The sequence below is a fragment of the Saccharopolyspora sp. NPDC047091 genome (assembly GCF_040643635.1).
In the GTDB taxonomy this organism is placed as follows: domain Bacteria; phylum Actinomycetota; class Actinomycetes; order Mycobacteriales; family Pseudonocardiaceae; genus Saccharopolyspora_C.
In genome coordinates, this window is sequence record NZ_JBEYUS010000021.1 from 1 (window position 1) to 24,367 (window position 24,367).

At 73.5% G+C, this 24,367-nt stretch carries 14 protein-coding genes and 1 riboswitch; of the genes, 12 read left to right on the forward strand and 2 right to left on the reverse strand.

Annotation, left to right across the window (positions count from 1 at the left end; genetic code table 11):
* Window positions 1–59 precede the first annotated feature (59 nt).
* The 6 genes from ABZ805_RS11990 (at window position 60) to ABZ805_RS12015 (ending at window position 16,588) form a co-directional block, all read left to right on the forward strand.
* Complete coding sequence (locus ABZ805_RS11990; protein WP_358438289.1) at window positions 60–4,127, forward strand: beta-ketoacyl synthase N-terminal-like domain-containing protein; 4,068 nt, start codon at window positions 60–62, stop codon at window positions 4,125–4,127.
* A complete protein-coding gene (locus ABZ805_RS11995) occupies window positions 4,124–10,306 on the forward strand; it encodes an SDR family NAD(P)-dependent oxidoreductase (protein WP_358438120.1) in 6,183 nt (2,060 codons plus the stop codon). Before ABZ805_RS11990 ends, ABZ805_RS11995 begins: the two co-directional genes overlap by 4 nt.
* A 1-nt stretch (window position 10,307) precedes the next feature.
* The gene (locus ABZ805_RS12000) at window positions 10,308–12,866 is read left to right on the forward strand and encodes a PfaD family polyunsaturated fatty acid/polyketide biosynthesis protein (RefSeq protein ID WP_358438123.1); all 2,559 of its coding nucleotides are present in this window, start codon (window positions 10,308–10,310) and stop codon (window positions 12,864–12,866) included.
* Window positions 12,867–12,881: 15 nt separating this feature from the next.
* Window positions 12,882–13,895 carry an NADP-dependent oxidoreductase gene (locus tag ABZ805_RS12005; protein ID WP_358438126.1) on the forward strand — a complete coding sequence of 338 codons (1,014 nt, stop codon included), beginning with the start codon at window positions 12,882–12,884 and terminating at the stop codon, window positions 13,893–13,895.
* 557 nt (window positions 13,896–14,452) lie between these two features.
* A complete protein-coding gene (locus ABZ805_RS12010) occupies window positions 14,453–15,274 on the forward strand; it encodes a methyltransferase domain-containing protein (RefSeq protein WP_358438129.1) in 822 nt (273 codons plus the stop codon).
* Window positions 15,275–15,382: 108 nt separating this feature from the next.
* On the forward strand, window positions 15,383–16,588 hold the full coding sequence (locus tag ABZ805_RS12015) for a cytochrome P450 (protein ID WP_358438292.1): 1,206 nt from the start codon (window positions 15,383–15,385) through the stop codon (window positions 16,586–16,588).
* On the opposite strand, the gene ABZ805_RS12020 is transcribed toward ABZ805_RS12015, so the two are convergent.
* A complete protein-coding gene (locus ABZ805_RS12020) occupies window positions 16,578–18,755 on the reverse strand; it encodes an SNF2-related protein (protein WP_358438131.1) in 2,178 nt (725 codons plus the stop codon). The genes ABZ805_RS12015 and ABZ805_RS12020 overlap by 11 nt on opposite strands.
* A gap of 176 nt (window positions 18,756–18,931) precedes the next feature.
* Here ABZ805_RS12020 and ABZ805_RS12025 point away from each other — a divergent pair, with 176 nt between their 5' ends.
* From ABZ805_RS12025 to ABZ805_RS12050, 6 genes are all read left to right on the forward strand, one after another.
* Window positions 18,932–19,252, forward strand: coding sequence for an SMR family transporter (locus ABZ805_RS12025; protein ID WP_358438134.1), 321 nt, complete (start codon window positions 18,932–18,934; stop codon window positions 19,250–19,252).
* Window positions 19,249–19,623 (forward strand): multidrug efflux SMR transporter, encoded by a 375-nt coding sequence (locus ABZ805_RS12030; protein WP_358438137.1) that lies wholly within the window; start codon window positions 19,249–19,251, stop codon window positions 19,621–19,623. Before ABZ805_RS12025 ends, ABZ805_RS12030 begins: the two co-directional genes overlap by 4 nt.
* The gene (locus tag ABZ805_RS12035; RefSeq protein ID WP_358438139.1) at window positions 19,598–20,134 is read left to right on the forward strand and encodes a TetR family transcriptional regulator; all 537 of its coding nucleotides are present in this window, start codon (window positions 19,598–19,600) and stop codon (window positions 20,132–20,134) included. Before ABZ805_RS12030 ends, ABZ805_RS12035 begins: the two co-directional genes overlap by 26 nt.
* Window positions 20,135–20,424: 290 nt before the next feature.
* Window positions 20,425–20,558, forward strand: a riboswitch (cobalamin riboswitch).
* Window positions 20,559–20,643: 85 nt separating this feature from the next.
* Window positions 20,644–21,660: an ABC transporter substrate-binding protein gene (locus ABZ805_RS12040; RefSeq protein WP_358438142.1), complete on the forward strand. Its 1,017-nt coding sequence runs from the start codon at window positions 20,644–20,646 to the stop codon at window positions 21,658–21,660.
* Window positions 21,657–22,679 carry an iron chelate uptake ABC transporter family permease subunit gene (locus tag ABZ805_RS12045; RefSeq protein ID WP_358438145.1) on the forward strand — a complete coding sequence of 341 codons (1,023 nt, stop codon included), beginning with the start codon at window positions 21,657–21,659 and terminating at the stop codon, window positions 22,677–22,679. The genes ABZ805_RS12040 and ABZ805_RS12045 overlap by 4 nt, the downstream gene beginning before the upstream one ends.
* On the forward strand, window positions 22,676–23,449 hold the full coding sequence (locus ABZ805_RS12050) for an ABC transporter ATP-binding protein (protein ID WP_358438148.1): 774 nt from the start codon (window positions 22,676–22,678) through the stop codon (window positions 23,447–23,449). Before ABZ805_RS12045 ends, ABZ805_RS12050 begins: the two co-directional genes overlap by 4 nt.
* On the opposite strand, the gene ABZ805_RS12055 is transcribed toward ABZ805_RS12050, so the two are convergent.
* The gene (locus ABZ805_RS12055) at window positions 23,439–24,299 is read right to left on the reverse strand and encodes an LLM class flavin-dependent oxidoreductase (protein ID WP_358438150.1); all 861 of its coding nucleotides are present in this window, start codon (window positions 24,297–24,299) and stop codon (window positions 23,439–23,441) included. The genes ABZ805_RS12050 and ABZ805_RS12055 overlap by 11 nt on opposite strands.
* Window positions 24,300–24,367: the final 68 nt, after the last annotated feature.

The following is a 24,367-nucleotide window of genomic DNA, read 5'->3' on the forward strand; positions in this document are numbered from 1 at the left end:
ACCGCGAGCGCTGACTTCCGTTCGTTCTGGGAAGAACCGCACGTGGCCACGTTGAGCACCTGGCCGGTGTCCTGCACGACGGCTACCTCGCGCGGAAGGACCCCGCCGAGGTCCGCGAGGTGCTCGCCGCCAAGGCCACCGGGTTCGCGAACCTGGACGCCGCCACCGCCGAGGTGGACCTGGAGGTGTTCTGCGGGTTCTCCTCGCTGTCCGCGTTCGGCAACGCCGGGCAGGGCGACTACGCGGCCGCCAACGCGTTCCTGGACGCCTACGCCGGGCATCGCGAGGAGCTGCGGGCCCGTGGGCTGCGGCGCGGCCGGAGCCTGGTGGTCGGCTGGCCGCTGTGGTCCGGCGGCGGCATGGCCGTGGACGACGCCACCGCGGCCCGGATGCGCGCCGAGGTCGGCATGGTCCCGATGCACCCCGAGCAGGGCGCGACCGCGCTGCACCGGGCGTGGGGCAGCGGCGAACCGCACGTGCTGGCGATCTGCGGCGACCGCGCCCGCATCGACGCCACCCTGCTCGCCGGCGCGCGGCGGACGTCCGGCTCGACCCGGTCCGCCAGCCCGGAATCCGCTGCGGTGCAGGGGAAAGCGGACCGCGCAAGCCTCCTCACCGACCTGCTGGAGCACGCCGCGGCGGTGCTGGGCGTGCGCGCCGACGAGCTGGACCCGGACGTGGAACTCGCCGACTACGGCTTCGACCGGGTGTCGCTGACCGCGCTCGCCGGCCGCGTCGAGGCCGCGCTCGGCGGCACCGTCGCCCCCAAGTCCTTCATCGAACATCCAACCCTGGGAGAGGTCGTGGATCACCTCCTCGAAGACCACGAGTTCGGCTCGCTGAACCCACCCGCCCCGCAGGAGGCCGAACCCCCGGCCACCGCGGGCGGATCCGGCCGCAAGGCGCTGATCAAGGAGCTGATCGGCCGGGTCGCGGCGCTGCTGGACGTGCCCGCGAAGCGGATCACGGCCGACGCCGAGCTCACCCGCTTCGGCTTCGACTCGCTCACGCTCACCGGGTTCGCCGACGAGCTCAACGCCGCCTACGGCCTGTCGCTCGCCCCGACGCTGTTCTTCGAGCACCCCACGCTCGGCGAGGTCGCCGACCACCTGCTCGCCGAACACGCCGTGCAGCCGGTCGCGCCCGCCCCGGAACCGGCGCCCGCACCCGAACCCGAGCCCGCAGCCGTACCCGCAGCCGAACCCGCCGCCACCGCGAGCCCGGTGCCCGAACCGATCGCCGTCATCGGCATGAGCGGCCGGTTCCCGATGGCCGACGACATCGACCAGTACTGGGAGAACCTGCGCGACGGCCGCGACTGCACCGCCGAGGTCCCCGCCGACCGCTGGGACTGGCGAGAGCACTACGGCGACCCGATCAAGGACCCGAACAGCACCGACGTCATCGCGGGCGGCTTCATGAACGGGGTCGGCGACTTCGACCCGTTCTTCTTCGACATCTCGCCGAAGGAAGCCGAGCTGATGGACCCGCAGCAGCGCCTGCTGATGCTGCACGTGTGGAAGGCGCTGGAGGACGCCGGATATTCGGCCGCGGACGTCGCGGGCACCGACACCGCGCTGATCGCTGGCACCACCAGCACCGGTTACAGCACGCTGGTCACCCGGTACCAGCCGATGATCGAGGGCTACGACATCACCGGCGCGGCGCCCTCGATGGGGCCGAACCGGATGAGCTACTTCCTGGACCTGAACGGGCCGAGCGAGCCGGTGGACACCGCCTGCTCCAGCGCGCTCGTCGCCCTGCACCGCGCGGTGCAGGCGCTGCGCGACGGGAAGTCCGCGCTGGCCATCGCGGGCGGCGTGAACACGATGGTCAGCATCGACGGGCACATCAGCATCTCCAAGGCCGGGATGCTCAGCCCCGACGGCAAGTGCAAGACCTTCGGGGCGGACGCCGACGGCTACGCCCGCGGGGAGGGCGTCGGGTTCCTGGTGCTCAAGCGGCTCTCCGACGCCGAGCGGGACGGCGACCACGTCCACGGGCTGATCCGGGCGACCGCGGAGAACCACGGCGGCCGCGGCAACTCGCTCACCGCGCCGAACCCGAAGGCGCAGGCCGCCCTGCTGCGCGAGGCTTACACGGAGGCCGGAATCGACCCGCGCACCGTCGGCTACGTGGAGGCGCACGGCACCGGCACCAAGCTCGGCGACCCGGTCGAGGTGAACGGGCTGAAAGCCGCCTTCCGCCGGCTCTACGCCGACGCGGGTGCCGAGGTCGCCGAAGCGCACTGCGGCGTCGGTTCGGTGAAGACGAACATCGGGCACCTGGAGCTCGCGGCGGGCGCCGCCGGCGTGATCAAGGTGCTGCTGCAGCTGCGCCACCGCAGGCTCGTGCAGGGCGTGCGCTGCGCCGAGGTCAACCCGTACGTGGACCTGGAAGGCAGCCCGTTCTACCTGGTTCGGGAAGGGCAGGACTGGGTCGCCCGGCGCGACGCCGAGGGCCGTGAGCTCCCGCGCCGCGCGGGGGTCAGCTCGTTCGGCTTCGGCGGCGTGAACACGCACGTGGTGCTGGAGGAGTACGTGCCGCGGTCCACCGCCCAGCAGCCGCCGACCGGCCCGCTGCCGGTGGTGCTCTCCGCGAGCCATCCCGAGGTGCTGCGCCGCTACGCCGCCGACTGGCTGGCCGCGCTGGACGGGCGCACCGATGCGGAACTGCCGTCGATCGCGTTCACCTCGCAGACCGGGCGCACCCCGATGCGGGAGCGGCTGGCGGTGCTGGCGAGCACCGTCGCCGAGCTCCGCGACGGGATCTCCGCTTGGCTGCGCGGAGAACAGCGCCCGAACGTCTACATCGGACAGGTGGTGCGCGGTGCGGAGCCGCCCGAGGTGCCCGCGGGCACCGGTGACCTCGCGACGATGTCCGAAGTGGACCTGGACCGGCTGGCGCGGCTGTGGACCGAGGGCGCCGAGGTCGACTGGGCGCGGCTGCACACCGGGCCGCGGCCGGGCCGGACCCCGCTGCCGACCTACCCGTTCCGGCTGCGGCGCTACTGGGTGGACACCACCCGGCCCGCCGCCGGAACTCCGCAGCGGCTGCACCCGCTGGTGCACGCCAACACCTCCGGCCTCGCCGAACACCGCTACACCGCGCGCTTCACCGGCCGCGAGTTCTTCCTCGACGACCACCGCGTCCGCGACCGGGTGATGTCGGTGGTGTCCGGTTGGCGTCCCGGCACCGACGCCGCCGCTGCCGCCGGGTCCGCGGTGCCGGTGCTGCCCGCGGTGGCGCACCTGGAGATGGCCCGCGCCGCCGCGGCCCGCTCCACCGGCGACGAGCTGGGCTGGACGGTCCGGCTCGCGTCCTGGCTGCGGCCGCTGACCGTCCGGGACGACACCGAGGTGCACGTCGAGCTCACCGCCCGCGCCGACGACGGCGTCGACTACGAGGTGTACGCCGACGAGGCGGGGGGGCGCACCGCGTTCGCCCGCGGCCAGCTCCGGCGGCCCGCGCAGGCCCCGGCGGAGCGGCTGGACCTGGCGGCGTTGCGCGCGGAGTGCGACGGGCCGGTGCTCGACGCCGACGCCTGCTACGCGCGCTACACCGGGTTCGGCATGGACTACGGCCCGGCGCTGCGCGCCCTGGAGACCCTGCACACCGGGTCCCGCCGCGCGGTCGCCCGGCTGGTGCTGCCCGCCGCGGCGCGCGACGCCGAGTTCGTGCTCAACCCGAGCCTGCTCGACTGCGCGCTGCAGGCCACCGCCGGGCTGTTCCTCGACCAGGGCGACGCGGCCGGCGCCGCGCTGCCCTACGCGCTGCGGGAGCTGGCGGTGCTGCGGCCCACGCCGGAGACCGGGTGGGCAGTGGCCCGGTTCGCCGAGGACGACCACGGCGGCGAGGTCCGCCGCATCGACCTCGACGTGTGCGACGACGACGGCGAGGTCTGCGTGCGGCTGCGCGGCTTCAGCGTCCGCCGGGTCGGCGCCGCGAACCTGGACTCCGGCACCCCGGACGTCGGCGCCCTGGACGCCGGCAGCCCGGACGCCGGCAGCCCGGACATCGGCACCCCGGAGGCGCCTCAGGACGACGACGCGCACCTGCTGGACCTGATCGAAGCCATCGGCAGGCGTTCGCTGAGCGCCGACGAGTTCAAGAGGAGCCTCGCATGAGCACCCCGATCGAATCGCTGGACGAACTGCACCTGCTGATCAGCGAGGGCCGGGTCGGGCAGGACGAGGCGCTGCGCCTGCTGCGGGCCTGGCAGCGAGGCGAACCCGCGATCCCGGCCACCGCGGCAGCCCGGAACGCCGCAGGCACCCAGAACACCGCAAACACCCGGAACACCGCGGGTGCACAGCACACCGCAGGCCCCCAGCACACCGCGGAGACCCCGAGCACCGCCGGCGCCCCGGACCCCGACGACCTCGCCGAGCAGGTGTGCGAGGTCGTGGTGGCGAAGGTCTGCGGCCTGCTCAAGGTCGACCCCACCGACCTCGACGTGGACGTGGAGCTCAGCGAGTACGGCCTCGACTCCCTGATCATCAGCCAGCTGGTGAACATGGTGAACGAGGCGCTGGGCCTGGACCTGGTCCCGACGGTGCTGTTCGAGCACCCGACGCTGCGCGCGTTCAGCGCCTTCGTCGCCGCCGAGCACGGACCGCAGCTGGCCGCCGCGTTCGGCACGCCGGAACCCGTTGCGGCACAGCAGGTTCCGGCGGCCCTGGCCCCGGCCGCCGCAGCTCAGGCCGACCCGGCTCCGGTCGCCGCGCCGGAGCGACCGGTCCCGCACTCCGCACCGCCACCACCGGAACCCACGGCAGGGACCGAACCCGCCGCACCGCCCCGGTCGGCCGTCCCGGCCGGGCCCGCTCCGGCCGACGACCCGATCGCGATCGTCGGCATCAGCGGCCGCTTCCCGCAGGCCGACGACCTCGACGAGTACTGGGCGAACCTGCGCGACGGCCGCGACTGCATCGGCGAGGTCCCCGCCGACCGCTGGGATTGGCGCGCCTACTGGGGCGACCCGCGGCAGGAACCGGGTCGCACCAACGTCAAGCACGGCGGCTTCATGGACGGCGTCGCCGACTTCGACCCGCTGTTCTTCGGCATCGCCCCCAAGGACGCGGTGCACATGGATCCGCAGCAGCGGTTGCTGATGCTGTACGTGTGGAAGGCCATCGAGGACGCCGGGTACTCGGCCGACGACCTCGCCGGATCCGACCTGGGCCTGTTCGTCGGCACCAACGACACCGGCTACGGGCTGCTGTCCGACCGCAGCGCCGCCCGCGGGCGCAGCGTCACCCCCACCGGCAGCGTGCCCTCGGTCGGGCCGAACCGGATGAGCTACTTCCTCGACGTGCACGGGCCGAGCGAACCGGTGGAGACCGCCTGCTCCAGCTCGCTCGTCGCCATCCACCGCGGCGTCGCCGCTATCGAGCGCGGCGAGTGCGCGATGGCCGTCGTCGGCGGCATCAACACCATCGTGGTGCCGGACGGGCACGTGAGCTTCAGCCGCTCCGGGATGCTCAGCGAGGACGGGCGCTGCAAGACGTTCTCCGCCGCGGCCGACGGCTACAGCCGCGGTGAGGGCGTCGGGATGCTGGTGCTCAAGCGGCTGTCCGCGGCCGAGCGCGACGGCGACCACGTGCACGGCCTGGTGCGCTCCACCGCCGAGAACCACGGCGGCCGGGCGAACTCGCTGACCTCGCCGAACCCGAAGGCGCAGGCCGCGGTGATCCGCCGTGCCTACGCGAAGGCCGGCATCGATCCGCGGACCGTCGGCTACATCGAGGCGCACGGCACCGGCACCGAGCTCGGCGACCCCATCGAGATCAACGGGCTCAAGGCCGCCTTCACCGAGCTCTACGCGGGCGACCCGGTCACCGGCGCGCACTGCGGCCTCGGCTCGGTGAAGACGAACATCGGGCACCTGGAACTGGCCGCCGGGGTCGCCGGGGTGCTGAAGGTGCTGCTGCAGCTGCGCCACCGCACCCTGGTGCGCAGCCTGCACGCCGAGCAGGTCAACCCGTTCATCGACCTCGACGGCAGCCCGTTCCACCTGGTGCGGGAGAACCAGGAGTGGGCGGCGCCGCACGGCACCGACGGCCGGGAGCTGCCGCGCCGCGCCGGGGTGAGCTCGTTCGGCTTCGGCGGCGTCAACGCGCACGTCGTGCTGGAGGAGTACGCGCCGCGCACCGAGCGGTCCGCTCCCGCGGCCGGTCCGGTGGCGATCGTGCTCTCCGCCGCCACCCCGGAGACCCTCGACGCGCGGGTGCACCGCCTCGCCGAACACCTCGACTCGGGCCGGGTCGCCGAGCAGGACCTACCGGACCTCGCCTACACGCTGCAGGTGGGCCGGGTGGCGATGCCGGAGCGCATCGCGTTCCTGGCGCACTCGCTCGCGGAGGTGCGCGAGCAGCTGGCGACCCACCTCGCCGGGGAGAAGGCGCACGGCCTGCACCGGGCGCGCGCCGAACGCCGCGGCCCGTGGGGCGAGCTCGTCGGCGACGACGACATCGCGGTCGCCATCGACAGCTGGATCGCGAAGGGCAAGCTGGGGCGGCTGCTGAAGCTGTGGGTCACCGGCTTCGACTTCGACTGGCGGCGGCTCTACGCGGGCAGGCCGATGCGGCGGCTGCCGCTGCCGACCTACCCGTTCCGCTTGCAGCGCTACTGGATCGCCGACAGGGCGGGCGATCCGGTCGCGCAGGCGGAGGCCGCGCCGGAACCCGCCGCGGCACCGAAATTCGCCGCCGCACCGAAATCCGCAGCGGCACCGCGGAAATCCGGTGAGCCGTACCGCCGGGAGCTGCACGCCGAGGACTTCTACCTGCGCGACCACCGGGTCGGGGGCACGCCCACCCTGCCCGGCGCCGCCCACCTCGAATTCGCCCGCGACGCCGTCGGCGCCGACCGGGGCGTCCGGCTGCGGGACGTGACCTGGCTGCGGCCGCTCACCGTCACCGACCCGCGTTCGGTGCGCGTCGAACTGGACCCGGCGACCGACCGGTTCGAGGTGCGCGCCGACGAATCCGGCGCCGTGCACGCCCAGGGCACCGCGCTCGTCGACCCCGCGCTGACCGGTGACGCCGAGGTGCACGACGTCGAAGCGCTGCGCGCGATCTGCCCCGCCCGGCACGACGGCGCGGAGATCTACGCGCTGTTCGACCGGATGGGCATGGGCTACGGCCCCGCGTTCCAGCCCATCGAGGAGCTGCACCGCGGCGAGGACCTCGCCGTGGCCCGGCTGCGGCTGCCCGCGGCCGCCACCGGCTCGTTCCCGCTGAACCCGAGCATGCTGGACGGGGCGCTGCAGACCACCCTCGGCCTCGTCCTCGGCGAGCAGAGCGGGGAGCCGGGCGCGGCGGCGCTGCCGTTCGCGGTGCGCGAGGTGCAGCTGCTCGGCCACACCCCGAGCTCCGGGTGGGCGGTGGTGCGCCGCGCCGCCGACGACCGCCGCGACTCCGGGGTGCGGCGGCTCGACGTGGACCTGTGCGACGAGGACGGCGCGGTGCGGGTGCGCGTGCTGGGCTTCAGCACCCGGCCGCAGCAGGGCGCCGCGGGCACGCCCGCGCCGCTCGCGGAAACCGAGCGGACCCCGGAAGCCGAGCGGACCTCAGAAGCCGGGCGGCCTGCGGAAGCCGTGCGGCCTGCGGAAGCCGGGCGTGCCGCGGAGACCGCCGACACCGCGCTGCTGCTCGAACCCGCCTGGCGGAGCGCCCCCGCGCCCGCGGACGCGCCCGAGCAGCTCAACCACCACGTGGTGCTCTGCGAGCTCCCCGACGTCGACGCCACCGCGCTCGGCGGGCTGCTCGGCGGCGGCTGCGAGCACTGGCAGGGCACCGGCGGCATCGAGGACCGCTACACCGGGTACGCGCAGCGCTTGCTGGAACTGGTCCGGGACCAGGCCCGCCAGCCGGCGCCGCGGCTGATCCAGGTGGTCACGCCCGCCGACGCGCCGTGGCTCGGCGGGCTCAGCGGGATGCTGCGCACCGCGCAGCTGGAGCACCCGAAGCTGCGCACCCAGTGGATCGAACTCGACGACCGCCCCGGCACCGCCGACCTCGCCGACCGGCTGCGCCGCGACGCCGCCGACGCCGAGCAGCAGGCGGTGCGCCACCGCGACGGCGACCGGCGCACCTCGCAGTGGCGGGTGATCCCCGAACCCGCACCGGAACTGCCGTGGCGCGACGGCGGCGTCTACCTGATCACCGGTGGTGCCGGTGGGCTGGGTGCGCTGGTCGCCGAGGAGATCGCCGAGCGGGTGCAGTCCCCGGCGCTGGTGCTCTGCGGCCGCAGCGGCGCCGGACCCGACCAGGAGGACCTGCTGGCGCGGCTGCGCGCGGCCGGGGCGAAGGCCGACTACCGCGCCCTCGACGTCGCCGACCGGGACGCGGTGTTCCAGGCGGTGCGCGAGGTCGAAGCCCAGCACGGCGCGCTGCACGGCGTGCTGCACGCCGCCGGGGTGCTACGGGACGGGTTCCTGGCCCGCAAGTCCGCCGCCGACGTGCGCGACGTGTTCGCCGCGAAGGTCACCGGGCTGCGCCACCTCGACGAGGCCACGGCGCACTCCGCGCTGGACTGCTTCATCGGCTACTCGTCGATGGCCGCGTTCGGCAACGTCGGCCAGGCCGACTACGCCGCGGCGAACGCCTTCATGGACGGGTACGCCGCGCACCGCGAGTCCCTGGTGGCCGGCGGCGAGCGGTCCGGGCGGACGCTGGTGGTGAACTGGCCGCTGTGGGACAAGGGCGGCATGGGCGGGGACGCCTCCACGGTGTCGCTGCTCGAATCGGTCGGCATGCGGCCGATGCGAGCCCGGGTCGGCATCGACGCGCTGCACCGCGCGTGGGCCGCGCGGGTGCCGCAGGTCATCGCCCTGGACGGGGACCTCGCGCGGCTGCGGGAGCGGTTCGCGCCCGGCGACCCGGCCGAGCCCGAGCCAGCTGTGTCCCAGCCCGCCGAGTCCCAGCCCCCCGAGCCCCAGCCCACCGAGTCCCAGCCCGCCGAGCCCGGCGCGCGGACCGTCGCGCCCGAGGCGGACGCCGAGCCCGCCCCCGCGCCGGACGCGGATTCCGGTGCCACGGCGGCCGACCTGGCACCCGTCGTCACCGACCTGATGGCCGCGCTGCTGGAGATCGATCCCGCGGAACTGCCGACGGACGCCCCGCTGCAGGACTACGGCTTCGACTCGATCTTCATGATGCAGTTCCTCACCCAGGCGCAGACGCACATCGACGCCGACCTCACCCTCGACGTCATCGCCGACTGCGAGACCCTCGACGACGTCACCGCCGCGATCGCCGCCGCCACCGGCGCGCGGCCGGAACCCGGAGCCGCGGTGGAGCCGCCGGTGGCCGCGCCCGCACCGGTGATCCCGGCCCCGCGCACCGAAGCGGTCCCGGCGACCGATTTCCCCGAACTCGTCCGGATGAACGGCGTCACCGAGGGCCGCCCGATCTTCTGGGTGCACCACGGCAACGGCGGCGTCGAGTCCTACGCCCCGGTCGCCGCCCGCGCCCGGCGCCCCTTCTACGGCATCCAGCCGAAGGGGTGGATCGATGACACGGAGATCCTCACCGGGCAGATCGCGATGGCCGAGTTCTACGCGGGCCTGATCCTGTCGGTGCAGCCCGAGGGGCCGTACGACATCGGCGGTTTCTCCCTCGGCGGCCTGTTCGCCTACGAGGTGGTGCGGCAGCTGCAGCTGCGCGGTGCCGAGGTGCGCACGCTGGTCATGCTGGACACCCTCGACGCGGAGTCCACCAACCGGGCCAACGAGATCATCGTCGGGGGCGACTTCAGCCCCGAGGTGGTGGGGAAGGTCAGCGATTTCCGCGCGGTCAACCTGATCCTCGGCAACAACAGCTTCGAGTCGCACAGCGGCGGGATGCCGATCCTGCGCCGCGACGAGGTGGACACCGCGCTCGACGGCCCGGCGTTCCTGGACTCGCTGATCGCGAAGGCGCTGGAGCGCGGCGTGAAGAAGACCGAGTCGCAGCTGCGGTCCCGCGTCCGGCAGCTGTCCCGCTACCTGGAGGCCACCCAGGCGGAGCGCTACGAGCTGCACCCGCTGCCGAAGCCGGACGGGCTGAGCTGCTACTACCTGCGCAACAACAGCCGCGAGTTCTTCGGCGCCTTCCGCGACTACATGGTGCTGTTCCCCAACGACGAACTGACCACAGTGGACGGAACGGACTACTGGCTGGGCTGGCCGGAACGGATGGACGACTTCTTCACCATCGACGTGGACACCTCGATGCACTCCGAGGTGATGACCGCACCGGCCTCGCTGGAGAAGCTGATGCGGCTCTGCGACCGGCTGTACGGCCCGGAAGGGGACCGCTGAGATGCGGGCGGTGATCTTCCCCGGGCAGGGCGCGCAGCGGCGCGGCATGGGCGCGGAGCTGTTCGACGCCTACCCGGACGCCGAACAGGAGGCCTCCGAGATCCTCGGCCGCTCGATCCGGCGGTTGTGCCTGGAGGACCCGGACAAGGAGCTCGGCGACACCCGCTGCACGCAACCCGCGCTGTACGTCGTCGGCACCCTGGCGCACCGCCGGTGGCGCGAGGACGGCGGCGCGGCCGACCGGTACGCCGGGCACAGCCTCGGCGAGTACTGCGCGCTGCACGCGGCGGGCGCCTTCGACTTCGCCACCGGGCTGCGGCTGGTGCGGCGCCGGGGCGAGCTGATGGCGCAGACCCGCGGCGGCGGCATGGTCGCCGTGCTCGGCCTGGAGCCGCCGCGGCTGCGGGAGCTGCTGGACGAGGGCGGGTTCGGATCGCTGGTGGTGGCCAACGACAACGCGCCCGCGCAGCAGGTCGTCTCCGGCGCCGTCGAGGTGGTCGGCGAACTGGTGCCGTACCTGGAGGCCCGCGAGGTCCGCTGCGCCCGGTTGAACGTCTCCGGCGCGTTCCACTCGCCGCTGATGGCGGCCGCGAAGGACGAGTTCTCCCGGTACCTGGCGGAATTCCGGCTCGGCGACCCGCGGGTGCCGGTGATCGCGAACGCCACCGCGCTGCCGTACCCGCCGGGGGAGACCGCGCGGCTGCTGGCCGAGCAGGTGGTCAGCCCGGTGCGCTGGACCGAGGGCGTGCGGCACCTGCTCGACGCGGGCGTCACCGAGTTCGTGGAGCTCGGTGGGCGCGTCGTCGGCAAGCTCGTCGAGCAGATCCGCGCCGCGCCGCGACCGGAACCGGTGGCCGAAACCGTCCCGAGGCCGGAACCGGCACCGCGACCGGAAGCGGTGTCCGAACCGGTATCGCGTCCGGAACCGGTGTCCGATGTGGGATCGCGACCGCAAGCCGTGGCCGACCCGGGACCGCGTCCGGGATCGGGGGCCGAACCGGCGCTGCGACCGGAACCGGCATCCCGTCCGGAACCCGTGGCCGAAACCGCCCCGCGTCCGGAACCGGCACCGAGCCCGGAACCGGCGCGCACCCGCGCTCCGGAGCGAACCGGTCCGGTCGACGGGAGTTCCGCACCGCCGGCGGTGCCGACCGGGCTCCCCACCGCCGACGAGCGGGCCACCCACCTCGGCAGCGAGGTGTTCCGCCGCCGCCACGGACTGCGCTACGCGTACGCCGGTGGCGGGCTGTACCGCGGGGTCGCCTCCCCGGAGATGGTGGTGCGCTTCGGCCGCGCCGGCATGCTCGGCGTGTTCGGCACCGGCGGGCTCCCGCCCGGCGAGGTCGAGCGCGGCGTCCGCGAGATCCAGCGCGGCCTGCCCGGCGGCCGGGCCTACGGGGTGAACCTGCTGGCCGACCACGATGACCCGGCCGCCGAACGCGACCAGGTGGAACTGCTGCTGCGGCTCGGCGTGCGCACCGTCGAGGCCTCCGCGTTCGTCCGCATCACCCCGGCGCTGGTGCGGTTCCGCGCGAGCGGGCTGCGCGCCGGTCCGGACGGGAAACCGGTGTGCGAGCACCGGATCCTCGCGAAGGTGTCCCGCCCCGAGATCGCCGCCGAGTTCCTGGCGCCGCCCCCGCGGTCCATCTTGGACGATCTGCGCGCGGAGGGCGCCCTCACCGACGAGCAGGTGCGGCTGGCGGCCCAGGTACCGATGAGCCACGACCTCACCGTCGAAGCCGACTCCGGCGGGCACACCGACGGCGGCATCGCGGCGGTGCTGATGCCCGCGATGCTGCAGCTGCGGCAGCGCGCGGTGCGGGACCACGGCTACGCGGAACCGATCTGCCTCGGGCTCGCCGGTGGCATCGGCACCCCGTCCGCGGTGGCCGCGGCGTTCCTGCTCGGCGCCGACTACGTGCTCACCGGCTCGATCAACCAGTGCACAGCCGAATCGGCGATGAGCGCGCCGGTGAAGGACGTGCTGCAGGACATCGGCGTCGACGACACCGGCTACGCCCCGGCGGGCGACATGTTCGAGATGGGCGCCCAGGTGCAGGTGCTGCGCAAGGGAGTGTTCTTCCCGACGCGGGCGAACAAGCTGTTCGCGCTGCACGCGCACTACGACGGCTGGGAGCAGATCCCGCGACGCACCAGGGAGCTCATCGAACGCACCTACTTCCGCCGCAGCGCGGAGGAGGTGTGGGACGAGGTGTGCGCCTACCTGCGCTCCCGCGGCCGCGACGCGCAGATCGAGCAGGCGGAGCGGCAGCCGAAGCTGAAGCTGGCGCAGCTGTTCCGCTGGTACTTCCACTACAGCACCAAGCTCGCGATGAGCGGCGACGAGCACGACAAGGTGAACCGCCAGGTGCACACCGGACCCGCGCTCGGCGCCTTCAACGACTGGGTGCGGGGCACCGCCCTGCACGAGTGGCGGCACCGCCACGTCGACGAGATCGGCCGCCTGCTGCTGGACGGCGCCGTCGACACCATCGGCGCCGCCGTCGAGCACTGGCAGGCCACCCTCGGCCCGCGCCCCGAACCCGCCGCCGTCGGCTGACACGAGGAGGACCTGATGACCGTCCCGACCACGGGAACCGAGATCCGGCTGGCCTCCCGGCCCGACGGGGCGCCGACCCCGGAGAACTTCACCGTCGCCCGCGCCGAGCTGCCCGAGGTCGGGCCCGGCCAGGTGCTGGTGCGCAACCTGGTGCTCAGCGTCGACCCGTACATGCGGGGGCGGATGAACAACGTGCGCACCTACGTGCCGCCGTTCCAGATCGGCAAACCCCTCGAAGGCGGCGCCGTCGGCGAAGTCCTCGTCTCCCGGTCCCCGCAGCTGTCGGCCGGTGACGTGGTGCTGCACGGGCTCGGGTGGCGGGAGTACGCCGTCGTCGGCGCCGCCGGTGCCACCCGGGTCGACACCGGCGCCGCGCCGCCCGAGGCGTACCTGGGCGCGCTCGGCATGCCCGGTCACGCCGCCTACGCGGGGCTGCTCGAAGCCGCCGAGTTCCGGCCCGGTGACACCGTGTTCGTCTCCGGCGCGGCCGGCACCGTCGGCTCGATCGTCGGGCAGATCGCGAAGCTGCGCGGCGCCGCCAAGGTCATCGGCTCGGCGGGCGGACCGGAGAAGGTGCGCTACCTGACCGAAGAACTCGGGTTCGATCGCGCCTTCGACTACCGGGACGGGCCGATCTGGCAGCAACTGGTCAAAGCTTCCCCGGACGGGTTCGACGTCTACTTCGACAACGTCGGCGGCGACCACCTCGACGCCGCCCTGCTGCTGGCGAGACCCGGCGCCCGGTTCGCGCTGTGCGGCGCCATCTCGCAGTACAACGAGCAGGGGGAGGTGGTGGGGCCGCGGAACCTGATGCAGGCCATCGGCAAGGGCATCACGATGCGCGGATTCCTGGTGGGCCACTACGAGCACGTCAAGGACCGGTTCCTCGCCGAGATGGGCGGCTGGCTCGCCCGCGGCGACGTGCGTTGCCGGGAGACCGTGGTGAAGGGCGTGGAGAACACCCCGCAGGCCTTCCTGGACATGCTCGGCGGGAAGAACACCGGCAAGACCCTCGTGCGCGTCGACTGAGCCGATCAGGAGATCAAGACCAGTGAATTCCCCAGTGCTTCCGCCAGAATCCGCACAACCGCCCCACTCCGATCCGCGTCCGGTGTAGTTTCCGGGGCAGGGGTGAGGCGTCGATCGAGCCGCGATTCCCTTCGCCGCAACGGTTTTCGGCTGCGGGACCGGCGACACCCGGACTCCGGCACGGCGTGGTCCGCCCCGGTGCGGCTAGGAAACTCCGGCGCGGCCGCGTTGCCCGGTACGGCGGAGATTCCCCGGCACAGCACCGTTCGCCCGACACGGCAACGCCCGCCCGACACAGCGACGTTCGCCCGACACGGCAACGCCCGCCCGACTCAGCACCGTTCACCCGACACGGCAACGCCCGCCCGACTCAGCACCGTCCATCCGGCTCAGCGCCGTCAACCGACTCGGAATCGTTTCCCAGGCACAGCGAAGAACCGATACCGACGCACACTCGTTCCCCCGGCACAGCAACGACCTCCGGACATCAGGTCACCGCCGATCGCGCGGACGCCATCGACCCGATCCGGTCCAGTGAGAACAGAAGGAAGGCCACCATGTCCGCCCAGAACGCCACCCTGTCCGTCCCCGAAGAGGTCGGGCTGCTCTACGACCGCCTCACCGCCCTGGACACCGAAGGCGCCGGCGGCAGCCTGCACCTCGGGTTCTGGGACCTCGACGACACCGAGGTGCCGCTGGTGGAGGCCGCCGACCGGCTCACCGACATGATGACCGAGCGGCTGCGGCTGCAGGCCGGGCACCGCGTGCTCGACGTCGGCTGCGGGCTCGGCCAGCCCGCGAGCCGCATCGCCAGCCGCACCGGCGCGCACGTCACCGGTGTGTCGATCAGCCGGGACCAGATCAGCCGCGCCACCGAGCTCGCCGGGGCCGCCGGCCTGTCCGGGCAGGTCGAGTTCCAGCACGCCGACGCGATGAACCTGCCGTTCCCGGACAACTCCTTCGACGCGGCCATCGCCATCGAGTCGATCTTCCACATGCCCGACCGCGAGCAGGTGCTCGGCGAGGTCCAGCGCGTCCTCAAGCCCGGCGGCAGGCTCACGCTCACCGACTTCTTCGCCCGCGGCCCGATTCCCGCGGACAAGCAGGAGCACGTGGACCGCTGCCTGCGCGACTTCATCATGACCCTCGCCGACGGTGACGACTACCTGCCGATGCTGCGCCGCGCCGGGCTGCGCTTCGCCGAGCTGCTCGACATCACCGAGCAGAGCGTGCGCCCCACCTTCCAGCAGATGAGCGCCGCCAACGACCAGCTCGACCCGGTGTTCCAGGAGGAGGCGGACAAGAAGTTCAGCCCCGCCGACATGGTCGACGTCGACGAGTTCGGCTCCGTCCTGCTGACCGCCGAGAAGCCCGCCTGATCTCCGCGCGTCCCCCCAGGTGAACGGCCCACCCGCCCCGGGAACGCGGGCCGGTGGGCCGTTCACCTCCCCGCCGATCGTGATGAGGGATGGTCTGCTGTGGCCGAGATGGTCGAACACGACGACACCGCGTTGGCGTTCCCGCCGCCGCGGAGGTGCCCGTACCGGTTGCCGGACGAGTACCCGGAGCTGCGGGAGAACTCGCCGGTGCAGCGCGTGCTGCTGCCCACCGGCAAGCACGCGTGGATCGTCACCCGCTACGAGGACGTGCGCAAGGCGCTCATCGACCCGCGGCTGAGCTCCGACCGCGGTGACCCGGACTTCCCGCACATGGTGGAGCTCGCCAAGAGCGACAACGACTCCACCCTGTCGCTGGCCGGGATGGACCCGCCGGTGCACACCCGCGCCCGCCGCGCCGTCGTCGGCGAGTTCACCGTGCGCAAGACCGAGGCGCTGCGCCCCCGCGTCCAGCAGATCGTCGACGACGCGGTGGACGCGATGCTGGCCGGGCCGCGACCGGCCGACCTGGTGCGGGCGCTGTCGTTCCCGGTGCCGTCGCTGGTGATCTGCGAACTGCTCGGCGTGTCCTACGCCGACCACGAGTTCTTCGAGGACCGCACCTCGACGATGCTCAACACCACCGAGCCGCCGCTGGCCCGGCAGCGCGCCTTCTTCGACCTGCAGTCCTACTTGGACGACCTGGTGACGGCGAAGGAGAAGGAGCCGGGCGACGACCTGCTCAGCCGCCAGGCGGCGAAACCCGCCGAGGAACGCTCCTACGACCACGCCGAACTCGTCGACCTCGCGTTCCTGCTGCTGACCGCGGGGCACGACACCACCGGCAACATGATCTCGCTGGGTTCGTTGGCGCTGATGCAGAACTCGCAGCTGCGGGACCGCGTCATCGCCGAACCGGGCCGCACCCTTGAGGTCGTGGACGAGCTGCTGCGCTACTTCAGCATCACCGACCTGATCACGGTGCGGATCGCCAAGGACGACCTGGAGATCGGCGGGCAGCGGATCAAGGCGGGGGAGGGCGTGTTCGCGCTCGGCGGCTCCGCCAACCGCGACCCGTCGGCCTTCGAGCGCCCCGAGGAGATCGACGTGGAGCGCGGCGCCCGCCAGCACGTCGCGTTCGGCTACGGCCCGCACCAGTGCCTCGGCCAGAACCTGGCCCGGATGGAACTGGAGATCGTCTACAACACGCTGTTCCGCAAGGTCCCCGGCCTGCGCCCCACGACCGCGCTCGACGAGATCCCCCTCAAGAACGACGCGGCCATCTTCGGCCTCCACGCCCTCCCGGTCACGTGGTGAGCCCGAGGCGGTGGCGTTCGACGTCGACGATGCGGCGTTCGACGGGGACGGAGGTGTCGTGCAGGAGGCGTTCGTCGAGGGGGCGGGTGTTGAGCGCCTCGGGGTCGGCGAGCTTCGCGGCGCTCTCCCGGGCGTAGGCGTCGAACAGGCGTGACTTGCCGTCGAGGAGTTCGCGGAGCCGCTGGTCCACGGTGTCCTTGGCGAGGATGCGGTGCACGTGGACCTTGCGGGTCTGGCCCATCCGGTGGCAGCGAGCGATGGCCTGCTCCTCGGCGCTCGGCTTCAGCTGCGGTTCGGCGAGCACCACCACGTTCGCGGCCTGGATGTTGAGCCCGGTGCCGCCCGCGCCGATCTGGGCGAGCAGCACGGCGTGCCCGTCGCGTTCGGAGAACTCGTCGACGAGGCCTTGCTTGTCGGTGAGGTCCCCGTCGAGGTTCTTCGGCATCGCGGCGGGCCCGACGGCGTCGCGGACGGCGGCGAGCACCGGGCGGAAGAAGGTGAACACCACGACCTTCCACTCCTGCTGCGCGGCGTCCTCGACGATCTCCCGGAGCCGGGCGAGCTTCGCCGAACCCGGCTGCTCGTAGGCGGCGCGCCGCATCGCCATCAGGTTGCCCGCGCCCACCGCGTTCCGGTAGGCGGTGTCGTCGGCGCCGGTGAGCTCGACCCAGTCCTCCAGCTCGATGAGCTCGGGCAGCTCGGTGAGCACGTCGTCCTGGTTGCGCCGCAGGTACACCGGTGCGACCGCGCGCCGGAACCGGCCGGGGGCCAGCGCGTCCCGCGCGTCGAGCCGGGCGGCGAGCTCCGGTTGCAGGTAGCCGACGAGGGTGCGGAACTCCTCGACGCGGTTCTCCATCGGGGTTCCGGTGAGCAGCAGCGCGCGGTCCGCCCGCGCGACGAGCGACACGACCGCCTGCGAGCGCTGCGCGTGCGGGTTCTTCACGTAGTGCGCCTCGTCGACCACGACCATCGCCAACGGCGCGGCCGCCACCCCGTGCAGCCGCTGCAGGGTGTCGAAGGAGGTGACGGCGACCCCGCCATCGCGCAGCCACTCGCGGGTGGCGGCGTCCCGGTGCGGGCCGTGCAGCGGGTGCGGGACGAGGGCGCTGCGCCGGGACGTCTCGTGCACCCAGTTGATCAACACCCCGGCCGGGCACACCACCAGGAAGTGGGTGCCGCCGCGGGCGGTGAGGTGCGCCATCGCGGCCAGCGCCTCCACGGTCTTGCCGAGCCCCATCTCGTCGCCGAGGATCGACTTCCGCCGCGCCAGCGCGAACTTCGCGCCGAACGCCTGGTAGCCGCGCAGCGCGACGCGCAGCAGGCCGGTGTCCAGCCCGGTCGCGGTGACCTGCCGTTCCTGCTCCGGCGGCAGCTGTCCGGTGGCCGCGGCGCCGGTCCCGGCGTGGTCGGTGAGCTCGGCGAGCAGCGTGTTGTAGGTGGCGGCGCGGCGCTCGTAGTCCCGCCACAACTGCGCGGGAGGTTCGGCGCCCGAGTTCTCCGCCGCCGCGGCGACGCGCCGGATGCCGGGTTCGGCGAGCAGCCCGTCCAGCCGGGCCAGCGCGTCCAGCGCGCTGCCGCGGCGGGCGGCGCCGGTGAACCACATCCGCAGCCTGCTGCCGGTCCGCTGCGCCACCGGTTCCAGCTCGTCGAGCGCGGCGAGCCCGCGCCGGATCTCCTCCTGCTGCGCGGAGATCCGCTCCCCGGCGAGCTCCCAGGCCCGCACGGTCGCCAGCAGCGCGGCGTGCTCCGGGTCGCGCCGGTCCGGGTCGATGCGCAGCACCACGTCCTGCGCGCTCGCCCGCGCGAGGCGCGCGGCGGCGGCCGCGGCCTCCTGCGCGGTGGCCGGTCCGACACCGGGCACGGCCTGCAACCGTTCCGGGGTCGCGGCGGCGACGTCGGCGACGGTGCGGTATCCGGCGCGCTCCAGCTCGCCGAGCCGCAGCCTGGTCCGCGCGGCGTCGCGGAGCCTGCCGACCGGCATCGCGCGCAGCCGTTCCCACGCCTCCCGCTGCCGGAACGCGTCGTACTGCCGCCGGGCCCGCTCGCGCAGCCGGTCCGGTTCGGCGAGCAGCCCGCGCGCGGCGGCGCGGAACGACCGCGCGCCCGCCAGCACGGCGCGCGCCGCGCGACCCGCCCGCACCGCACCCGGCCCGTCGTCGAGCCCCATGCTTCCTCCCCAGGAATCCCCTGCTCGTCAGTACCGCACCACCGGCGCGCGGGCAGCCGCCGAGCGGGTGGTGCGGCCCCGGTGACCAGCTTGACCGATCACCGCACGCCGACGCCGCAGGGGCCGGGCGGACGGCCCCTTGCCAAGTATGAACAGGCGTACATACTCTGGTCGGCATGACGTTCCTGGTGCTGTGCCTGGCCATCGTCGCGGGGCTGTGCGGGTCGCTGTGCACCCGAGCCTCGCGCGGGTTCACCCGCTGGGGCTGGGGGATCGGGGCGATCGCCGGGTACGCCGTGGCGACCCTGCTGCTGTCCTGGTTGGTGCAGCGGCTGCCGGTCGGGCTGGTGTACGCGGTGTGGACCGGCGCCGCCGCGGTGGTGCTGGTGGCGGTGGACCGGGTCTTCTTCGCGGTGCGCACCAACCGGGTGCAGCTCGGCGGCATGGCGGTGACGCTGCTCGGCATCGCGCTGCTCGGCACCGGGATGGGCGGATGAGCGCGGCGCGGCGGGCGTGGGCGCACCTCGCGGGCACCATCGCGCTGGAGATCGTCGCCACCCTGGCGCTGCGGGCCTCCGCAGGGTTCACCGCGCCGGTGCCGTCGGCGGTCGCGGTGATCGGCTACGGTGCGGCGGTCGTGCTGCTCGCGCGGGCGTTGCGGGTGATCCCGCTGGGCATGGCCTACGTGATCTGGACCGGCGCGGGAACGGCCGGGGTCGCGCTGCTGGGCTCGGTGCTGTTCGCCGACCACCTGTCCCCGGCGGCATGGCTCGGCGTCGGCTGCGTGATCGGCGGCGTCGCGATGATCAACCTGGCGAAGCGGGATTCGCGGGAGGAACGCCGTGCGACCGAAGAACACCCCGAATGATCCCGAACGCCGGGAGCGGATCGTGGACGCCGCGATCGAGCTGATCCGCGACGGCGGCACCGCCCGCGTCACCGCGCGCGCCGTCGCGCAGCGGGCCGGGGTGCCCGTCGGTTCCGTCGCCTACCACTTCGATTCGGTGCGGGCGCTGCTGATCGAGGCGAGCAGGCGGGTGCTGCGGTTCCGTGCCGACTCGTTGGACGAGTGGCTGCGCGAGGTCACCGCCGAGACCGTCGTGGCCCGGCTCGCCGAGCTGATCCACCACCACCTCACCGCGGAGCGCGGCACCAGCGTCGTCACCTACGAGCTGTACGTCCTCGGGATGCGCGACCCGGAGTTCCGCGCGGTGAGCCGCGCCTCGCTGGTCCACCTGCGGGACAAGCTGGCCGAAGTGCTGCCCGCCCCGGCGGCGGACCGGCTCGCCGCCACCGCCGACGGCTACCAGATGCAATGCCTCTTCGAAGACCGAACCCCCGCACCAGCCCACATCCGAGAAATGCTGCGACCGACCTGACGCCGATGCGAGCGCGGAAGGGTCTCGCTCGTGTCCTATCAGTGGCGAAGCAGCTGATCAGCGACCACCAGAGCACCCGGCACCGCCACGGGTTCTCAGCGCTTTCCTCGCGAGGACGGCGTTTTCACATGTGGCGGAGCCACCTGCGAAAACGATCCCGCAGCGAGGGGCCAGCTGAGGTTCCGCCACCCACCCCGAAAGCAGAACGAGTGGCGGCGCCCTCAATCACCTTGATGATGGGTTGGTATGTCCGGTTAGGGTGCTCGGGAGCCAGTCGCGCCCGCGAGGGCAGGGAATCCGGTCGGAAGCCGGAGCTGACGCGCAGCGGTAGGGGCGATGGGCGAGGAACGGCTGCACGGCCGCGACCACTGGACCACCGGTCCGGGAAGGTGACCTCGCCCGGGGAACCCGAGCCCGAAGACCTGGCTGGCTCCCCGGACACCGAGCTCGGTGCCGGGTCGCAGCCTGCCGGGCCCCGCGCATGGGCCCGGGGTGAGGAACCACGTGACATGCCGTTCTCGCGTACCCGCGCGTTCCGGACCGGACTGGTGGCGCTGACCGCGACCGTGCTGGCCTCCTGCGCCGCCCCCGCCGCCGGCCCCTCTTCCGGCGCCGGTTCGACGACGCTGCGCAACTGCGGTGCCGACGTGACCGTCGAGGAGCCGCCGCGGCGCGCGGTGTCGCTGAACCAGTCGACCACCGAGATCATGCTCTCCCTCGGCCTGGCCGACCGGATGGTGGGAACCGCGACCTGGACCGAGCCGATCGACCCGCCGCTGGCCGCCGCGAACGCGCAGGTGCCGAAGCTGGCCGAGAACACCCCGTCGTTCGAGTCCGTGCTGGGCACCGAACCGGACATCGTGCTCGCCGGGTACCAGGCCATGTTCACCGATGAGCGCGTCGCCGACCGCGAGCGGTTCACCGAGCTCGGCGTGCCGACCTACCTGTCGCCGAGCAACTGCCTGCCGGAGGAGGCGCCGCTGCCGGAACCGGTGCAGCTGGCCGACATCTACCAGGAGGTGCAGGACATCGCCGACCTGTTCGGCGTCTCCGAACGGGGGCGGGCGCTCACCGAGCAGCTGCGCGGCCGGGTGGAGGCGGCGCGGCAGCAGGTCGCCGGGCTGGATTCGCGCGGCGACACCTCGGTGCTGTTCTGGTTCGCCCGCACCGAATCCCCGTACGTGGCGGGCTCCACGGGTTCTCCGGCGATCATGGCCAGGGAGCTGGGGGTGCGCAACGCCTACGGCGACGTCACCTCGATGTGGCCGCAGGTGTCCTGGGAGGACGTGCTGGCCCGCGACCCCGACGTGCTGGTGCTCGGCGACCTCACCCGCGACGGCGAGGGCGACGGGCTCGCGGCCAAGGAGCGCTTCCTGCACGAGGATCCGGCGGTGTCCCGGCTCGCCGCGGTCCGCGACGACCACCTGCTGAGCATGACCGGCACCGAGCTGAACATCAGCCTCCGCACCGTGCAGGGCATCGAGCGGCTCGCGGATCGCCTCGTCGAGCTGGACCGGCAGCGGTGACGGCGGGGCGGCTGCCCGCCTCCGCCATCGTGCTGGCCGGGATTCCGGCGCTGCTGCTGTCGATCGCCGCCGCGGTCACCCTGGGACCCGCGGACCTGTCGGTCGCGGACGTCGGCAGCGTGGTGGGGCACCGGCTCGGGCTGGTGGACACCGGCGTGTCCCGGATCGGGCAGGGCATCGTGCTGCAGCTGCGGTTGCCGCGGGCGCTGCTGGCGGCGATCTGCGGGGCCGGGCTGGGGGTGTGCGGGGCGGTTCTCCAGTCGCTGCTGCGGAATCCGCTCGCGGACCCGTTCCTGCTCGGCGTGTCCGCGGGGGCCTCCACCGGTGCGGTGTCGGTGGTGGTGCTGGGCCTGGGTGCCGGGGCCATCGGTTTGACGGCGGGCGCGTTCGCGGGGGCGTTGGTGGCGTTCGCGCTGGTGCTGCTGCTGGCGACGATCGCGGGCGGCGCGGCCGGGCACACGGTGCTGGCGGGGGTCGCGGGCACCCAGCTGTTCTCCGCGCTCACTTCCTACATCGTCATCACGTCGGCGGACGCGGAGCAGACCCGCGGGGTGCTGTTCTGGCTGCTGGGTTCGCTGTCCGGGGCGCGGTGGAACGACGTGGTGCTGGCCGGGATCGTGTGCGCGGCGTGCCTGGTGCTGTGCCTGGCCCGCGCGGGGGCGCTGGACGCGTTCGCGTTCGGCCAGGACGCGGCGGCCTCCCTCGGAGTGCACGTGCAGCGGCTGCGGATCGTGCTGCTGGTGGCGACGGCGCTGCTGGCGGCGACGCTGGTGGCCGCCGCGGGCGCGATCGGGTTCGTCGGCCTGGTGCTGCCGCAGGCGGCGCGGCTGCTGGTGGGGCCGCGGCACCGCGCGCTGCTGCCGGTGACGGCGGTGCTCGGCGCGGTGCTGCTGGTGTGGGTGGACGTGCTGGCCACCACGATCGCCGCTCCGCAGGAGGTGCCGGTCGGCGTGGTCACGGCCCTCGTCGGGGTGCCCGCGTTCGCGGTGCTGCTGGCGAAGCGGGGGAGGGTCTCGTGAGCCTGACCGCGCACGACGTGTCCTGGTCCGCCGGGGGAGCCCTGATCCTCGACGAGGTGCGGTTGCGCGTCGAACCCGGCCGGACGGTGGGGTTGCTCGGGCCGAACGGGTCCGGGAAGTCCTCACTGCTGCGGTTGCTCGCCGGACTGCGCCGCCCGGCGAGCGGGACGGTGGTGGTCGGGGACCGCACCACCGACCGCTGGCCGCGCCGTGAACTGGCCCGGCGGGTCGCCGTGGTCGAGCAGCAGGTCGGCACCGATGTGGACCTCACCGTCGCCGAGGTCGTCGCGCTCGGCCGCACCCCGCACCGCAGCGGCTGGGGCGGGCACGACGCGGCGGACGAGGAGATCGTCCGCCGCGCCCTGGAGCAGACCGGGCTGGCCGGGCTGGCGCACCGCCGCTGGCACGGGCTCTCCGGCGGGGAGCGCCAGCGCGCGCAGATCGCGCGGGCGCTGGCGCAGGAACCGCGGGAGCTGGTGCTGGACGAGCCGACGAACCACCTGGACATCGCCCACCAGCTGGACCTGCTGGCGCTGGTGCGGCGGCTGCCGGTGACCAGCGTGATCGCGCTGCACGACCTGAACCTGGCGGCGATGTTCTGCGACGAGCTGGCGGTGCTCTCCGGCGGCCGGGTGGTGGCGGCGGGCACTCCGCGGGAGGTGCTCACCGAGCGGACCATCGCCGAGGTCTACGGCGTCCGCTGCGAAGTGTCCGAAGTGGACGGACATCCGCACGTCCGGTTCCTGCCGGAGCGGCCGGTCAGCGGATGAGCTCGTCGGCGACCCAGCGGGCGACGCCGGGCGGGAACGGCGCGGGCAGGCCCAGCACGACGTGGCCGAACCCGGCGTCGACCGCCGCGCCGATCGAGTCGCGAGTGGCGGCGGGCCGCTCGTAGTCCACCGCCAGGTGGATCGACCGGGTGATCTCCGCCGGGTCGCGGCCGATCTCGGCGCACCGGCGGTCCAGCATGGCGCTGCGGGCCGTCACGTCCTCGATGTCGCCGCCGGGGATGTTCCACACGTCCGCGTGCGCGGCGACGATCCGCAGCGTCGCGAGGGACCGGCCGCCGATGACGATCGGCGGGTGCGGGCGCTGCACCGGCTTCGGGTTGCCGAACGCGCCGGTCAGCTGCACGTGCTCGCCGTCGAAGTCGAACGGCGCGTCCTCGGTCCACAGCCGCCGGATCACGGTGCAGGCTTCGTCGAGCGCGCCGACCGCGCGGGCGGTGTCGTGGAACGGCATGCCGTGCGCGGCGTACTCGCGGCGGGCCAGCGGGTGGTCCGGCCGGGAGCCGACGCCGATGCCGAAGTCGAGCCGGCCGTCCGAGATCACGTCCACCGTGGTGGCGATCTTCGCGAGCATCGCGGGCGGGCGGAACCGGTTGCTGGTCACCAGCACGCCGACGCGCAGCCGCCGGGTGGCGGCGGCGAGCGCGGCGAGCACCGTCCAGCCCTCGTAGGCGGGGCCGTCCAGGTCGCCGCCGATGGGCATCAGGTGGTCGAACAGCCAGGCGTGCTCGATCTCGGGGATCTCGTCGGCCTCGCGCCAGACCGCGAGGAGGTCGCGGTGGTGCACGTTCTGGGGTGCGGTCATGATCCCGAAGCTGGGGGTGTTCGTCATGTCGGGGCTCCGAAGTTGGCGATCAAGAGGAACAGAGTTCCGTTTTTCTGTCGTGGGTCGGCTGCTGG

Bases quoted from the DNA above. Each gene is read 5' to 3' on its own strand.
- ABZ805_RS12010 (WP_358438129.1), top strand. From the start codon at position 14,453: ATGTCCGCCCAGAACGCCACCCTGTCCGTCCCCGAAGAGGTCGGGCTG.
- ABZ805_RS12030 (WP_358438137.1), top strand. From the start codon at position 19,249: ATGAGCGCGGCGCGGCGGGCGTGGGCGCACCTCGCGGGCACCATCGCG.
- ABZ805_RS12005 (WP_358438126.1), top strand. From the start codon at position 12,882: ATGACCGTCCCGACCACGGGAACCGAGATCCGGCTGGCCTCCCGGCCC.
- ABZ805_RS11995 (WP_358438120.1), top strand. From the start codon at position 4,124: ATGAGCACCCCGATCGAATCGCTGGACGAACTGCACCTGCTGATCAGC.
- ABZ805_RS12025 (WP_358438134.1), top strand. From the start codon at position 18,932: ATGACGTTCCTGGTGCTGTGCCTGGCCATCGTCGCGGGGCTGTGCGGG.
- ABZ805_RS12040 (WP_358438142.1), top strand. From the start codon at position 20,644: ATGCCGTTCTCGCGTACCCGCGCGTTCCGGACCGGACTGGTGGCGCTG.
- ABZ805_RS12020 (WP_358438131.1), bottom strand. From the start codon at position 18,755: ATGGGGCTCGACGACGGGCCGGGTGCGGTGCGGGCGGGTCGCGCGGCG.
- ABZ805_RS12000 (WP_358438123.1), top strand. From the start codon at position 10,308: ATGCGGGCGGTGATCTTCCCCGGGCAGGGCGCGCAGCGGCGCGGCATG.
- ABZ805_RS12015 (WP_358438292.1), top strand. From the start codon at position 15,383: ATGGTCGAACACGACGACACCGCGTTGGCGTTCCCGCCGCCGCGGAGG.
- ABZ805_RS12055 (WP_358438150.1), bottom strand. From the start codon at position 24,299: ATGACGAACACCCCCAGCTTCGGGATCATGACCGCACCCCAGAACGTG.